The sequence below is a fragment of the bacterium (Candidatus Blackallbacteria) CG13_big_fil_rev_8_21_14_2_50_49_14 genome (genome assembly GCA_002783405.1).
Classification (GTDB): domain Bacteria; phylum Cyanobacteriota; class Sericytochromatia; order UBA7694; family UBA7694.
On the sequence record PFGG01000082.1, the window covers coordinates 59,047 to 73,726 of the forward strand.

The 14,680-nt window shown below is 46.8% G+C and carries 13 protein-coding genes; 8 read left to right on the forward strand and 5 right to left on the reverse strand.

Features of this window, described 5'->3' with window-relative positions:
* The first annotated feature begins 4 nt into the window (after window positions 1-4).
* The gene (locus COW20_24255) at window positions 5-1,717 is read left to right on the forward strand and encodes a hypothetical protein (protein PIW44441.1); all 1,713 of its coding nucleotides are present in this window, start codon (window positions 5-7) and stop codon (window positions 1,715-1,717) included.
* Window positions 1,714-3,330, forward strand: coding sequence for a hypothetical protein (locus COW20_24260; protein ID PIW44442.1), 1,617 nt, complete (start codon window positions 1,714-1,716; stop codon window positions 3,328-3,330). Before COW20_24255 ends, COW20_24260 begins: the two co-directional genes overlap by 4 nt.
* Window positions 3,331-3,432: 102 nt before the next feature.
* Here the strand turns inward: COW20_24260 and COW20_24265 are convergent, their stop codons facing one another.
* The 3 genes from COW20_24265 to COW20_24275 form a co-directional block, all read right to left on the reverse strand.
* Window positions 3,433-3,642, reverse strand: coding sequence for a hypothetical protein (locus COW20_24265; protein ID PIW44443.1), 210 nt, complete (start codon window positions 3,640-3,642; stop codon window positions 3,433-3,435).
* A gap of 44 nt (window positions 3,643-3,686) precedes the next feature.
* Complete coding sequence (locus tag COW20_24270) at window positions 3,687-5,219, reverse strand: hypothetical protein (protein PIW44444.1); 1,533 nt, start codon at window positions 5,217-5,219, stop codon at window positions 3,687-3,689.
* 582 nt (window positions 5,220-5,801) lie between these two features.
* The gene (locus COW20_24275; GenBank protein ID PIW44445.1) at window positions 5,802-6,503 is read right to left on the reverse strand and encodes a hypothetical protein; all 702 of its coding nucleotides are present in this window, start codon (window positions 6,501-6,503) and stop codon (window positions 5,802-5,804) included.
* 139 nt (window positions 6,504-6,642) lie between these two features.
* Between COW20_24275 and COW20_24280 the strand changes: the two genes are divergently transcribed.
* The 6 genes from COW20_24280 to COW20_24305 all read left to right on the forward strand — a co-directional run bounded on the left by COW20_24280 (window position 6,643) and on the right by COW20_24305 (window position 12,648).
* A complete protein-coding gene (locus COW20_24280; protein ID PIW44446.1) occupies window positions 6,643-7,248 on the forward strand; it encodes a hypothetical protein in 606 nt (201 codons plus the stop codon).
* Window positions 7,249-7,382: 134 nt separating this feature from the next.
* Window positions 7,383-9,041 carry an energy-dependent translational throttle protein EttA gene (locus COW20_24285; protein PIW44447.1) on the forward strand — a complete coding sequence of 553 codons (1,659 nt, stop codon included), beginning with the start codon at window positions 7,383-7,385 and terminating at the stop codon, window positions 9,039-9,041.
* A 314-nt stretch (window positions 9,042-9,355) separates the two neighbouring features.
* Window positions 9,356-9,574: a DUF2892 domain-containing protein gene (locus COW20_24290; protein PIW44454.1), complete on the forward strand. Its 219-nt coding sequence runs from the start codon at window positions 9,356-9,358 to the stop codon at window positions 9,572-9,574.
* Between the two features lie 83 nt (window positions 9,575-9,657).
* On the forward strand, window positions 9,658-10,725 hold the full coding sequence (locus COW20_24295; protein ID PIW44448.1) for a hypothetical protein: 1,068 nt from the start codon (window positions 9,658-9,660) through the stop codon (window positions 10,723-10,725).
* Between the two features lie 113 nt (window positions 10,726-10,838).
* The gene (locus COW20_24300) at window positions 10,839-11,624 is read left to right on the forward strand and encodes a hypothetical protein (GenBank protein PIW44449.1); all 786 of its coding nucleotides are present in this window, start codon (window positions 10,839-10,841) and stop codon (window positions 11,622-11,624) included.
* Window positions 11,625-11,664: 40 nt separating this feature from the next.
* Window positions 11,665-12,648, forward strand: a complete 984-nt coding sequence (locus COW20_24305; protein PIW44450.1) for a porphobilinogen synthase — start codon at window positions 11,665-11,667, stop codon at window positions 12,646-12,648.
* On the opposite strand, the gene COW20_24310 is transcribed toward COW20_24305, so the two are convergent.
* Both COW20_24310 and COW20_24315 read right to left on the reverse strand, forming a co-directional pair.
* Entirely contained in the window at window positions 12,645-14,453 is a 1,809-nt protein-coding gene (locus tag COW20_24310; GenBank protein PIW44451.1) for a hypothetical protein, read from the reverse strand. The genes COW20_24305 and COW20_24310 overlap by 4 nt on opposite strands.
* A gap of 60 nt (window positions 14,454-14,513) precedes the next feature.
* Window positions 14,514-14,680, reverse strand: a 167-nt coding sequence (locus tag COW20_24315) for an OmpA family protein (GenBank protein PIW44452.1), incomplete at its 5' end; no start/stop codon positions are given.

Here is a 14,680-nt window from a genome sequence, read left to right on the forward strand (position 1 = left end):
GTATATGCCCGATGAAGATCTTTCTGAAACTGAAGGGATAGAAGCCTGGCAGGAAGACCATTTTGGAGAATTGACCGATCATTTGGGCAGTGAGGTCAGCAGCAGCACAACCACCCACAGCCGCCAACTTTTTGAGCGGGTTTTCGATTTCAAACTGGCGGCAGAATCTGAAGACGTTCGCAAACGAATTACTGTCGATACGTATTTTTTTATTCCCCGCAGTGTGGGGCTCAACCGCGACAATTTCACCCGCAGTCATTTTTATAACTCCCTCAGTTCCTTTTTACGCATTCAAACCTACGAGGGACTGCGGCGTTCTGCGCTCAAAACCGGGTCCTGGAATTTGCCCCATACAGAGGCCTATTTTAAAGCCTATTTTCAGTCGCGTGAGCGCTCCAATCTTGCCCAGTGTGCCATTCAAGAGGTCAAACTCTTCGCCTGTCTGATGGAGAATCAACTCAAAAATTTAAGATTGCAATTGCGTAAAACCTTGAAGCGCAGAGCCGGAAGACTATCTTCGCGGGTAGAATATTTCCAGCGCAAACTTACAGTCTTGCTAGAATTACTTGCCACTTTCCGAACCCTGTACCTTGCGAAAATCAGGGCAGGGGAAGTTTGGGTAGATGAAGAAGTGCGTTTGGCGTTTGTGCTCAGTGATGAGTTTCTCTCCTATCGCCTGGAGTCGATCCTGATCAATTTGAATGAAATCTTGGAATCGGGTAAAAAAATTCAGGAGTGTCAGTTGTTTCAGGCTGAAATTTTGGAGGTGCTTCAAACTGAAATGCAGTACCGGGAAGTGAGCGGCCAGCTGCAAATTCAGGAGATCACCACAGAGTCGATTCAGGAAACCTATTATTACCGGCTGGGCCTGCTGAAAAAATTTGTTTCAGATGTCCTGTATCTGGATATCCGCAATCTGCAGAAAGACAAAGCCTATCGCAATCTGGTGGCTGCTGCAGGGGCTGCCTTGGCGGCAACCTGGGCGGGGCTTGTCGATTTGCAGCGTTTTTACTGGCTGCAGAATATTAACCAGGAAGGACCCGTTCCCACTTCAGATTTTGCGCTGAGATTTTTTCTGATCGTGATTGTGGGGGTTTTCGCCTATATCTTTAAAGATCGGATTAAAGAATTGACCCGAGAATATTTCTACGAGCGCCTGAAACAGTTTTTGCCGGATTATGAATATTCTGTCTTTTATAAGTTTGCCAATCCTGCCAGCCAGTCTGAAATCAAAGTGGCTCAGGCCAAACAGTATATGCGCTATCTGAATAAAGAAGCGCTGCCCGCCGAAATCGCCTATATCCGGGAATGGGGGCACCCCAACAAACTTGAGCCCGAACGCTCTGAAGAAGTGATCCATTTTTCCAAACAGTTGGATTTTGATACAGAAGTTTTGCGCAAGCGCTTTGCGCATATTCGTTTTATTCGCGATATCTCACGCTTTTCAATTGATGAGTTTTTGCTGCGGATAGACGACCCCAATAAAAAACTGCGTTATTTTGATCAAAACAAAGGGGTGGCCACCATGAAGGCCCCCAAGGTTTACCATCTCAATCTGGTTTCACGTTATGCCGTCTGTGAGTATCAAGCGGGGGAATGGTTGCCTGCACGGGTAGATTTTGAACATCTGCGCCTGGTTTTGAATAAAAAAGGGATTATTCGTGTGGAAAAAGTTTTGCCCCACGGTGAATTGGGTTATTTGGAGTCTGTGGCATGAACTATTCGCAATTTTTACAAAGCCTGACGGGTTTGGGTATCTTTCTCTTTTCGCTGCGCTTTTTATCTGAAGCCTTGGGAGATTCACTGAACCGCATGCTCAGACCTTGGCTGAGTAAAGTATTGGCGCGCCCCCTCAATTGTTTTCTCTCGGGTCTGGGGATCACGGCCTTGGTTCAGGCCAGCAGCATTACCGTGATTGCTGCGATGGGCCTGCTCAATACCTATGTCATTTCATTGGAACAGGGCTATATGATTGTTTTGGGGGCCAGTTTAGGCACGACCCTCAAGGCCTGGTTTTACACCCGTTTGGTAGAAAACCATGCCGGTGCGCTCTTGGTGGGTGTTTGCAGTATTGCCTTGCTTTTTATTCATAAAAAAAATCTGCGTATCAAACTTGAAATTGCTATGGCGATTGGTTTTGCCTTTTTAGGCTTGCAAATGTTAACGGCTGCTTTGGCGAGTTATTCCAGCCAGTTTCCTGTGATCAGCTATTTTACCCACCAGTCATCCTTGGGAATCTCCGGTCAGGCCTTGGCTGTGGTGGCTGGTTTAATTCTGGCTTTGATGGTGCAATCCAGTTCAACGGTCGTCTTTCTGATTCTACACTTGGCCACGCAGGGCTTGATTGATTACCCTTCCGGTGTGGCGCTGATTCTGGGGGCGAATCTGGGAACCTCTTTTCAACCTTTTCTAGCGGCCATTGAATACGGCAAAAGTGTGCGCCGTTTGGCCATGTCCTATTTCCTGGTCAAGGCGGGGGGCGTCTTTTTAATTCTTTTGCTCTTTTCACTTTTTTTGATCGGGGTCGATCGGCTGATTCCAGGTGTGCCCAGTGCTGAGCTGGTCTTTCACCTGGCCGGAGCACATTTCTTTTATAATTTTTTCACTGTTTTGGCAGGCTATCTGCTCATGCCCTTTGTGCTCAGATTTGTCTATCTGGTCATTCCGGGACAGGGCAAACAACAGGATTTTTTCCTGAACCCCGTGGTGCGCCGCATGTTGAGACAGTCACCGGATAAATCCTTATTTGAAGTCAATGATCAGCTTCAGAAATTGCTCCAACTCACGATGGGTATCAGTGATCAGATTCTGCTCTCTTTGACTCAAAAAGAACCTGAGGCCCCGCTTTTGGGAGAGCAGGGCTCACGCTTTTTCAGCATTCAAGAGGGCATTTATGAGATTCTGGTGCCTCTCAGCCGTCAGGAATTGCCAGCAGTGAAACATCAGCGTACAGAGATTCTCTTGGAGCAACTCCAAGCCTGTAGTAAATTACACCACCATTGCCAGGATTTTTACGTGGCACTTCATGAGGGATTATTCGTACATGCCTATCGCTTACCTGATGAAATGCGGGATTTGATGCCAGAGTTTCATACCCATTACCACCAGCTTTGGTTGCGCTTTTTCAAAGGCCAGGAACCTGAACCGCTCTTGAGTGAGTTGCGGGATATTTGTCTGCGTCTCGATGAGCGCTTTTTAACCTTTCAACTCGAAGATCATTTTGAAGCCGGCTATTATGCCTGGTTACATCAATCTCTGGCCGAACTCTGGCATTTACTTCACCTGACTTCTGAGTTGTTCACAGAGCACCCGGAATTGCCTGTTATTTAGTTGCCTGGAAGAGACTTTCCTTTACTTTGACCTCGATCCGTTTTTTCTGGCCTGCCCCAGCTGGAAAGGTATCGATCACCAGGGTCTCTGTATTTCCTGGAATCAGAGCCAGCTCATAGGATTTTGCAAAACGGTCTCCGTAGGGACGGGGGGCTCGGCATCAGCTTGAATCTGACTGAGATGTCCGGCCAGGATTGTGGTCTGTTTGAGCTTGGTTGCTCTTGCCATCAGCGGATAAAAGTCACCCAGGCCATCACTGTTATGGTGGCTGACAGTTGGGCCTGGAGTGCAAAAAAATTCATGCCCAGTCACATAAGTTGACTGGGCATGAACATCTTGATAGCTCTCTGGATGTTTTAAAATTTGCTCATGTCACTGAGGCCTGCGGCAAGAATATTGCCTTTTGTATCTAGAAAACAAACCGTGTATTGGTAAGACTTTCCTGTGACAAGCCCTCCCTCATCAAGATACGTTTTACTGGCTTTTTCCAAGGTCGCCAGTCTGATTACGGATTTAAAAATTTTCTCAGGCTCATTTCGGTAAATGGCAATCGATGTTGTTGCAGCCGGGGCCGAGGTCCAGGCCAGATTAAATCCAGTTGATTGAGCCGTGGCCGTGACTTTGCCTTCAAAAACAGGGGCCTCAAAAATCTGCTTCATTTCAAAATCCTTGGCTTGAGTGACCAAGGAATTTATCTGATTGACAAGCGTTTCTTTGGTGATCTGTTGCACATCCATGCCCATCATATAAAACGTATAAAACAATTCAGAATCTGAGAACATTTTTTTTAATAACTCGGTCGGGTTTGAAGCCAGCAGAGTCGTATCGGCGAAACTTTTTTGCATCTGCTCAGAAAAGGGGACTGTGTTTTCTGCAAGGACCAGCAAAGTATAGTGAAGTTCCTCATATTGGCTGGGGGGAGTTTGCTTTCCAAGCCTTTCAATCAAAGTTTGAGCCGCACTTTTCATGGTCTGAAAGGATTGTAAATCTTTGATATTTGGCGAAAATGTGGATTTAACACTCAAATCTGATTTCCCTGTGATCGCCAGAGACAAAGGAGCCCAAACAGAATTGAGAAGTTTGGCGTATTCTTCTTCAGTCATGGGAGCTGAGGTGTTTTCTAACTGGGCTTTTGCCTTTTTTCCAAGGCGTATCACTTCAAACTGAGTATCTACGAACTCCATCGATAGTTTTTGATACTGCTCAAGCGTGATGCCAAGGGATTTATAATAATTTTCCATAATATTGTTAAGATCACTGATACTTGTGATTTTATTGGCTTCAAACTCTTGGCTAATTGCTTGGTACAGCTTGACTTCCCTTTGTAAGCCCTCCTGAAGCTTTTGATTCAGAGACTTGAATTCTTCGGGTACAGACATGCTGCTCAACTCTGCTAGAACTTTTTGGTCTACCTCTAAAATGGTTTTAAAAGCAGTGAGCAAAAGCGTTAACTCAGTGGAGGGTGAAGAGCTAGGGACCGTCTCAGGCGAACCAGAAGGGGAGGCTGAAGGCGCAATCATGGGCGTTGCGGTTGGGGCTGGGCCCATATTGGACGGCATACTGCTGGCTAAGGTTCGTGTATTTTGCACTATTTCTTTTTGATGGGATTGAAAGGCTTGGCTGTACTTCACAATTAAATCATTGTTCTGAGACTTCACTACAGCAGTGGTGGCTTTTGGAGCAGTTGATTCAACCGGCTTTGCAAGGGGGGGTTCAGCATTTGACTTTGAAGATTCTTTGCTTTGCACCCCCTCTTGCGAAGTGTTTGAAGCCTTTATTTTTGAGGCTGGAGGTTCCGATTGTGGCGTTGTCAGGCTCGGTGGGGCTGTTTGACAGGCTGCAAGTAAGAAGATTGTAGCAGCCAGGCGGGAAAAATAATTTTTTTTCATAATCAAAACCTTTACTTATTTGTAAATTATTTATTGAGTATATCACAGGGAAATTGATTTGCAAGAGGGGGAAAATGGATACTTTCGAATTATCCGATGAATAATCTTATATATCTTTGAATGTATGGTTTTTATTTATACAATTCAAGAAATGAACCCATCTATTCAAATTTCATTCTGGATTTGCTCAACTAAATGAATTTATCTCTAGGGTAACGATGACAGTATTATATTACAAAACAAATCAATATTTGGCAATACTGGCTTGTACTTTGTTTTTAAATATAAAAGAATGATTAAATTTGTCTTTTTTACGTATTTTAAACGTCACAATGTCATAAATGCACCTTGAAATAAGCAATACTCAGAAAAATGATTCTCAAATTTGTTTTCACCTGTCTGGGTTTCTTCTCTACCCATGCGCCTTTATTGCGCACCCCCTGACAAAGACCCCATTCCCAGCAGTATTGCCAAAAAAACTGAATAGAGCTTCTTACACTTAAAGTCCAAACCAAAAGGAAAAGACCCTTTCGGATCTTTTCCAACTTTGATGAAATTGTTCGCTTAGGTCGCTAAATCTAATTAAAACACCATGATTTCCTTTTGCAGACGGCAATCAAAAACCACTTGCTCAGTGATTTTATCTCTGCTTGTTGAACAGCCAGAAGGTTGTGTTTGGGCCATCTGAATAGCGTGTTTCAGCTCGTCTGCGTCAGTTGCAAAGAAGGCACCGTCTAGAAATCCCCAGATAAAATTAATCAAATACAATATTCCCGAGATCATGATTCCAAGCGTTGGAAAGACCAAGGCCCCGTATCCCAAACTCATAAAAGGAATCATCAACAAAACTCCCAGAACCAAAGGCAGCAGTGCAAAAAATCCTGTTGAAAGAAAGTGGGAAAAACCCTTTTCATATTTTCCTCTTAAAAAATAGGCAATGCTGGGCAGAATGGGCAGAATTAAGGCACTCCAGAGCGCGACTATTTGAAATGGATTTGTAAAGTTACCCATTACGAGTAAGGTAATATCTGTGCCATAAAAGATCAGATGTGATATTCCCCCTGAGACCATTACAAAATCATTAAAGGGATCCTTTCCCATGATATTTGGCACTGGGTGGAGGGTCAGCGTCTGATAAAGATCTGGTGCAGCCAAATCAGGGGCGCTATGGTTTAAATGGTAAACCTGGGGTGTTGATTCATTTGCCTGGATCTGGGCCCAAACTGGAGCTTGGTAGATTGAGGCATAGGCAACCAAAAGGCACAGGATCAGAAATGATCTCATAATCGTCCTCAGTTTTGCGTTTTACTGTCATTATATCAAGGTTGTCAAACCACTTTGATTTCCAAATTCTTGACAAATACAGCGGAAGGGCGCATCTTGAGGGAATGATTTTGATGGAGCCGACAGGAGGTCGCTGTGCATGCTGTTTCGGAAAATGTCTTTGCAAATGCTGGTTTGTTGCTGTCTGTTTTTGCATATGGGCTTCAATCGGCCAGCTTTCGGGCATGGCATACCAGGGCAACCAGAAATTCAGATTCCAATTGAAATTTTTGAAAAATATTATCACCTTCCCTTTTTTGATATTTTGGAACATTTGGGGCCTCCCAGTGCCCATTATCATTATCAAGGAGATGAGTACTGGCTCTATGAAAAACCCTTAAAGACAGACAGTTCAGGCTTTGAAACTTGGCCGGAAATTCGCATTAAAAAAGGCAGGGGGGTTCAGGTCAATTGGCTGCCCCTCAAAATTTTGCACCCATCGATTGAAATTGCGAAGTCTTTTGGTGAATGGACTCCTCCCCATGAAATCCGCGAGAAAAAGTTTTTTCTCAAGGATACGCAACTGAAGGGAATCTCCAAGGCCAAAGTGCTCAAAAAATTGGGTGAACCCGATTGCCGCAGAGTGTTTCAAGGCATTGAAATTTGGGAGTATGGGAAAGTCAGACTCTCAGCCAAGAACCCCAAGCAGCTGACCCTTTTAATTGAATTTAAGGGCTCACGGGTGACCCGCTCACTGGGGGCCTGAACCTTTTTTGATTGGATTCTCATGCTGTCTCAGGCAGAAAGATGAATGCTCTTGCCCTTTTCTCTTGGCTTGCGGCCCCTTCTCAGAATCCAGTACACTGAGTTTCAGCGAATGCCTTTCAGAAAGTGAAACCCATGGCACAACAATATATTTTTCAAACCTATAAACTGACTAAAATTGTTCCTCCCAATAACCGTGAAGTACTCAAGGATATTACCCTGAGCTTTTTTCCTGGCGCTAAAATTGGCGTAATTGGCCACAATGGGGCGGGTAAATCGACGCTGCTCAAAATTATGGCCGGTCTTGATGATAATTTTCAGGGCGAAGCCCGGATTACCCCTGGTTTTACCGCCGGATATCTGCCCCAGGAACCCCATCTCGACCCCGAGAAAGATGTGCGTGGCAATGTCGAAGACGGCGTGGCGCATACCCGTGATTTGCTCAAACGCTTTGAAGAACTGAGCATGAATTATTCTGAAGAGACAGCCGATGAATTTGCACGGGTTCAAGATGCGATTGAAGCTGTAGATGGCTGGAATCTTGAGACCACCCTGGATATGGCGATGGAAGCTTTGCGCTGCCCACCGGGTGATTGGAAAGTTGAGAACCTCTCTGGGGGCGAGCGCCGCCGTGTGGCCCTGGCCCGTTTGCTTTTACAAGCGCCTGATCTCTTGCTTTTGGATGAGCCCACCAACCACTTGGATGCCGAAAGTGTGGCTTGGCTTGAAACCCACTTAAAGAGCTATAAAGGCACAGTGATTGTCGTGACCCACGATCGCTATTTCCTCGACAATGTCACCGATTGGATTCTTGAGCTTGAATCAGGTCGTTCCTATCCTTGGGAGGGCAATTATTCTTCCTGGCTTGAGCAGAAAGAACAACGTCTGGCCAATGAGCAAAAGCAAACCGAAGTGCGCCGCAAAACCTTGCAACAGGAATTGGAATGGGTGCGCATGACGCCCAAGGCCAAACACGCCAAAAGCAAAGCGCGTCTCAGTTCCTATGAAAAACTCTTGGCAGAAGATCAGGAACTCAAGGTGGATGCCGTTGAAATCTATATTCCCTCAGGTGAACGCCTGGGCAATGTGGTGGTGGAAGCCCAAAACCTGACCAAGGCCTTTGATGATAAATTGCTGTTTGAAAATTTTACCTTTCAGCTTCCCCCTGCTGGGATTGTCGGTGTGATTGGCCCCAACGGGGCAGGTAAAACCACGCTGTTTAAACTGATTACCGGACAGGAACAGCCCGACACTGGCTCTCTCCGAGTCGGGGATTCGGTTGAGTTGGGCTATGTCGATCAAAACCGCGATGCCTTGAATGCCGATAAATCTGTCTACGACGAGATTTCTGAAGGTTACGAATTTGTGCAGTTGGGCAAAAAAGAAGTCAATGCCCGGGCCTATGTTGCGAAATTCAATTTCCGTGGCACCGACCAACAGAAAAAAGTGGGACTCTTGTCTGGCGGCGAACGCAACCGCGTGCACATGGCCAAGCTTTTGAAAAAAGGGGGCAATCTGTTGCTTTTAGACGAACCGACCAACGATTTGGACGTGGATACCCTGCGTGCCTTGGAGTCGGCTCTGAACAAATTCCCCGGTTGTGCGATGGTGATCAGCCATGATCGCTGGTTCTTGAACCGTGTGGCCACCCATATTATGGCCTTTGAAGGGGATTCTCAGGTTGTCTTTTTTGAAGGCACTTTTGAAGAATATGAAGAAGACCGCCACCGCCGTTTGGGGGCCGATGCCGACCAACCCCATCGCCTCAAATACAAACCGATGAGTAAAAAGTAAAACTGATCTAGATCAAGTTTTTACTTGTGATACGTCATAGGGACTTGCTTTGCGCGAATATACCATAGGGGGTAATAAACCCCGTGAGGTAAGTCCCTATGAAACGTCAACTTCTTATGAGTGCCTTAAGTGCCCTCTTGGTTTTCGGTGCTGTTCATCTGCCAGCGCAAGCCATGAGTGCTCAAGACACTGTATTTTCAACCCCTCAGACTGAATTCAGTGCTTTAAGTTCTGAGCCGCTCACGCTTCCCAAACAGGAACTGATTTCTTTCAGCGCAGCAGCAGCCATGGATCATGGCACCACAATTTTTGGTCTGCCTGTCAATGAAGGCCCGATTGATCGCGTGATTCGTGGCGTGGTTGCAGTGGGACTGATCGGCACAGGAATTTATGGCCTGAGTACCAACGCCTTTGGCGCCAATACAGCGGCGATCAGCTGGAGCATGATTGGGGTGGGTGTGATTCCTACCGCCACAGCCGCTACAGGTTATTGTCCTCTCTATCAACTCTTTGGCGTTGATTATACCTTCTAACTCTGCCTGAACTCAGCGAACTTCCCAAATTGTACTTGGGAAGTTTTTTCTTGTTTTGAGAGGCTTGAATCTCGCTCTCAACTGTGTTTCAATACAGTTTAATCCCAATTTCTGAGGCCCTTTTTATGCGTAAAATCTGGTTGTCTATGTTTTCTGCTGGTTTGGCTCTTGTAGGCTGTGCTTCAGGCACTGCCCTTTTAAACAACCATTCTCTGCAACCCATTTTACGTGCCCAGAATCAAGGGGCTGCACCCGTCAGAGCGGAACAGGCTCTCGATAAAGCTCGGATGCAGGCTTTGGCCTCGGTTTTAACAGGTCAGAAACCCATGCCGGATGGCACCCTGATTCCTGAACGGGGAACGACCCAGGGCCGTGATTTGACCCGCAAATTCATTCTTTCTGTGCTTGAAGGCTATGGTTACAAACCCGAATTGCATGCCTACCGCAGCAGCGGAAAAAATATTCTGGTCCGTCTCATGGCGGATCAACCCAGCGATGAATATGTCCTGATCGGTGCCCATATGGATTCTGTTCGCAATGCAGGGGCCGACGACAATAACTCAGGTTCTGTAGCCGTATTGGAAGCTGCGCGGGTGCTGAAAGATCTGCCCGGTCGCAAAGTGAATCTAATTTTCGCTTGGTTTGACGAAGAAGAATTGGGCTTGGTGGGCAGCCATTATCTGGCCCGTGATTTCAAAAAGCAGGGCTTAAAACTTAGCTCCGTGCATACCTTGGACATGGTGGGCTGGGATTCCGATCAGGATCGCGTGATTGAAATAGAGCAGCCTGACGGCCCGCTTTGGGATTATTACCAGATGGTGAACAAGGCGCATCAACTCAATCTTCCCCTCAGTCGAACCAGTTCAGGCGATACGGATCATGTGGCTTTCCGCCAGGAAGGTTTTACTTCTGTCGGTCTGTGTGAAGAGTGGGTGGGCGGCGATACCACTCCCTATTACCACCGCAAAACCGATGTCTATACCAGCGTTAATTTTGACTATCTCTTCAAGGTCAGTCAATTGGCTGTGGCAGTGGTTTCCGATTTGGTACGGGCTGTGCCAGCACCGTTGGTTCAGACACGTGTTCCACATGATCGTTTCCCCGGTCGGGCAAGACCCTTTCATGCCTCATACGATGAATTTCAACCTTAATTGTTGCAATTTGTAAATTTTAAAATCATTCTGGTTTTCGTCACGTCCTAAATGCGCGCGGATCGGCTATGATGTATTTATTCATGTCTTGCTGAAAAATACACAGGTGAACCATGCAACCCACCATCCTGATTGGCGATGTCCACGGATGTCTGGATGAACTCAGGCTACTTTGGTCCCGGCTGCCTTTAACCAAGGAGACCCGGATCATCTTTTTGGGCGATCTGATTGATCGGGGCCCAGATTCTGTTGGCGTGCTTGAGTTTGTGGAAGAACAAAGCACCCGATACCCTTTCCTGACTCTTTTGCTTGGCAACCATGAGCTCAAGGCGATTGCCCATTATTATCATGGCGATCCCTCCCAGGTCTGTTTAAAAGAACGCCATATTCACTTTTTGGAAACGGCTTTGCCTTATTTTTCTTTTGAAAATGGGAAATACCTTGCTGTTCATGGCGGCATTTATCCCGCCTTCTGGAACCAATACAGCCAATTGCCGCCTGTGGCTTCCCGAGACCTGTGGGATGCCCGTCTGCTTCAGGCTGTTGAACGCTTTTGCTTTTGCAGGTATGTTGACGCCAAGGGCTACCCGGTTCCACTGGGCAAGCAAAGCTCGCAGGATGATTATTGGGCAGATATTTATCCCGGCCATTACGGTACCGTTTTCTTTGGGCACCAGCCCTTTTTTAAAGGCCCCACCCTCTTTCCCCATGCGATTGCGCTCGACAATGGCTGTGCTTTTGGGGGGGAATTGAGCGCTGCTATTCTGGATGAAGATGCCAAGGTTCGGTTTCTTTCAGTAAAAGCCCTCAGGGCTTATAGCCCTTATATCAACTACGGGAACCGGATTGCCTCTTACCAACGCGAAAGTTTAAAAATCCCCCATCTTTCCTTTGGTTAGACGCATCCTGGTATACTGACAAAAAAACCGGGAGTTTGCTATGTTGATCCACCGGCCCCGTCGTCTGCGTCACAGCGCGCATATCCGCAATATGGTGCGTGAGCACCGCCTTTCTGTCGATGACTTTATTTACCCGCTTTTCGTCGATGAAAACCTCGTTGATGATTCCCAAGCGATTGGATCGATGCCGGGCATTGTACGTCACAGTTTGAATACCTTGAAGTGGGAACTTGAAGACTTACAGGAATTGGGGGTCAGGAATCTTTTGCTCTTTGGCATTCCCGCCAGCAAAGACGCCCATGCGTCTCAAGCCCATGCCGAAGAAGGGATTGTTCAAAAAACCCTGCATCAGATTCGCAAAGACTATGCCGATACTTTTTACCTGATCACCGATGTCTGTAACTGTGAATATACCGATCATGGCCATTGTGGCATTATTGTCAATCAGGATGTAGACAATGATCAAACCTTGGATTTACTTTCCCGTACAGCGCTTTCCCATGCCCGTGCAGGTGCAGATATGGTGGCCCCCTCTGATATGATGGATGGCCGGATCGGCCATATGCGTGCCAGCCTGGATCAGGCAGGTTTTCAGAATCTGCCAATTATGGCCTATTCTGCTAAATTTGCTTCAGCCTATTACGGGCCTTTTCGCGAGGCAGCGGATTCAGCTCCGCAATTTGGAGACCGCCGTTCCTATCAGATGGATCCCCCCAATGGACGTGAAGCCCTGCGTGAAATTTCGCTGGATCTGGAAGAGGGAGCAGATATTGTCATGGTCAAGCCAGGTTTGGCCTACCTCGATTTGGTATGGCAGGCCAAACAGATTTCTGATGTGCCCGTCGCACTCTACAATGTGTCTGGCGAATACAGCATGGTCAAGGCTGCTGCTGAAAAAGGCTGGATTGATGAAAAGAAAATTGTACTTGAAACCTTTTACAGCTTCAAGCGTGCAGGGGCCGATCTGATTATTTCCTATCATAGCAAAGAAGTCGCAGCTTGGCTGAAAGACGGTCTTGTTTAGACGCTCAGTTGCTCCAGCGCTTCCTGGATTTCGGGGTCTTCGGGATCCAGGCTCTGCGCTTGCTGAAATACTTTTCGGGCCTCCTCAGTCTGATCGGTTTCGAGGTAACAGAGCCCCAGATTATAGAGCGCAATACTGGCTGCACCATATTTCTCAATGCTTTCAAGATAATGGGGAATGGCCGCTGGGTAAGATTCCAGCAAGCGACAGGTTTCTGCTCTTAAAATTGCAAAATTAAAGAGTTCAAAACAGTCATTGTGGGCAGTATTTAAGATTTCCCAAGCGGGAAGATAATCTTCCTGCTGAAGCATGCAAACTGCCAAAAGATAGAGCAGGCTGGCGTCTCCCGGCCGAATTCTCAAGGCCCGAATCAGGCAGCGACGGGCCTGTTCATGCAAGCCCGATTTAAGCAGATGGTGGCCAGCTTCTAAGAGGGTATGGCTTTCTTCATTGCGATTGGTTTGTTCAAATTTCCGCTCAAAGATCTCAACCCAGGCGGCCTGGGGCTGGGGGTGTTTTTGAGCAGCCAAGGTTTGCAGAGCGTAGATTTCATCCTGGGTACTTCTGACCTGATAGCCTCGCTTTTGAAAAAGAGCCTCCAACAAAGGGGTGTTGACCGGATGGGACAAGCTCTCGCCATGGTGGCTGGCTTCTTCTTTGTGAATTTCCTGCATCCAGGCTTTTCCGGCATAGGCCTTGTCTGAGATGATCCACAGGCCACCCGGTTGGAGTTGGGCAGAGAGGGCATCGACCAAGTGAATCGCATCGCAGGGGTAACCCACAGTAGCGCGCTCAAAGGCCTGCGTGAGCATGAGCAGAGCTTCTTGATCCTTGGGTTGTCTGAGATAGTTTTCCAAATCAATTTCAAGCAGCCCCTCGCGGCGAATCAGACGATGGGGGGGGAAATCCAGGTGGCTGAAAAAGGGTTCCAAAACGAGCTGCGAGAGGGTCTCGCTTAAGTTTTGCGTGTCTGCTTGGGGGTCAATCAAGCCGGCCTTGAGCAGATGTTTTCTCCAATTTTCTGTCATCTGAATTTCCAGGGCTTGATTTAGGCTTGGATAGTCTTCAAACCAGGTTGTCTCTCCTGTGAGCAATTGTGTTTGCATTTCGCCCTGTACTGTTTCAAGGGCTTTAAAATAGCCCACTTGAGGGTGGTCATGGGCCAAATGACTCAACCAATTTCTCGTTTTGAGTGCTTCTGCCAGACTTTGAAGCAAGGCTTGAATTTCATGGGGTTCGTTGAGTTCGGTTTCAATTTGAATCTGTTTTTCGTGCCAGCGTGTCGCGTTTTTATACAAAACAGCAGTGGGCAAGGTACTGAAATGGTAGTTGCTGATGATGACTGAAAAGAAGCGTTCTGAGAGCGGGAGTATCTTCTGATCCAGCGTTTCAAACCACTCAGGTTTTTGAGCGTCAAAGTGCAGAAGTTTTAACTGACCTGATTCGAGCCAAGGCTGAACGACAGCCTGTTTTTTTATCCATTGCAGAGTATTTTTTGAAAGATCCGTCAACCAGTATTCAAGTTCGAGCTCTGTATCTGCAAAAGCTTGAAGCAATTGGAGCGCAAAAAGGCCCAAGCCTGCCCCCAACTCCAAGATACGAAGGGGGCCTTGCTGGGGAGATTCAGAGACCAAAGCCTGAATTAAAGATTGAATCTGCGCAATGAATGCTGGATTGGAGGTGATATTATAGGGCACGTCCTGAGATAAAAAAACTTCAGCCCCTTGGCGCAGATAATAGTTTTTATGGATTTCCCATTCACGAGAAAATTGACTGGGAGTCGACTTTTGCAAGATCACCCGCATGATGTGATAAGGTCCTTCAAGATATTTCAGATATTTAGCTTAGCAGATTATATCTGAGTTCTAAGGATCCTGGCGACCTTTGGCATTGAATTGAATCGCTGTGAGTTGATTAAGATTGCTGTTGGCATTGGCGTTGCTGTTGGCATTGGCATTGCTGTTGGCATTGGCATTGCTGTTGGCATTGGCGTTGCTGTTGGCATTGGCATTGCTGTTGGCATTGGCGTTGC

Excerpts from the sequence above, each read along its gene's own strand:
- COW20_24305 (PIW44450.1), top strand. The coding sequence starts at position 11,665 with ATGTTGATCCACCGGCCCCGTCGTCTGCGTCACAGCGCGCATATCCGC.
- COW20_24310 (PIW44451.1), bottom strand. The coding sequence starts at position 14,453 with ATGCGGGTGATCTTGCAAAAGTCGACTCCCAGTCAATTTTCTCGTGAA.
- COW20_24285 (PIW44447.1), top strand. The coding sequence starts at position 7,383 with ATGGCACAACAATATATTTTTCAAACCTATAAACTGACTAAAATTGTT.
- COW20_24270 (PIW44444.1), bottom strand. The coding sequence starts at position 5,219 with ATGAAAAAAAATTATTTTTCCCGCCTGGCTGCTACAATCTTCTTACTT.
- COW20_24255 (PIW44441.1), top strand. The coding sequence starts at position 5 with ATGCCCGATGAAGATCTTTCTGAAACTGAAGGGATAGAAGCCTGGCAG.
- COW20_24300 (PIW44449.1), top strand. The coding sequence starts at position 10,839 with ATGCAACCCACCATCCTGATTGGCGATGTCCACGGATGTCTGGATGAA.
- COW20_24275 (PIW44445.1), bottom strand. The coding sequence starts at position 6,503 with ATGAGATCATTTCTGATCCTGTGCCTTTTGGTTGCCTATGCCTCAATC.
- COW20_24260 (PIW44442.1), top strand. The coding sequence starts at position 1,714 with ATGAACTATTCGCAATTTTTACAAAGCCTGACGGGTTTGGGTATCTTT.
- COW20_24280 (PIW44446.1), top strand. The coding sequence starts at position 6,643 with ATGCTGTTTCGGAAAATGTCTTTGCAAATGCTGGTTTGTTGCTGTCTG.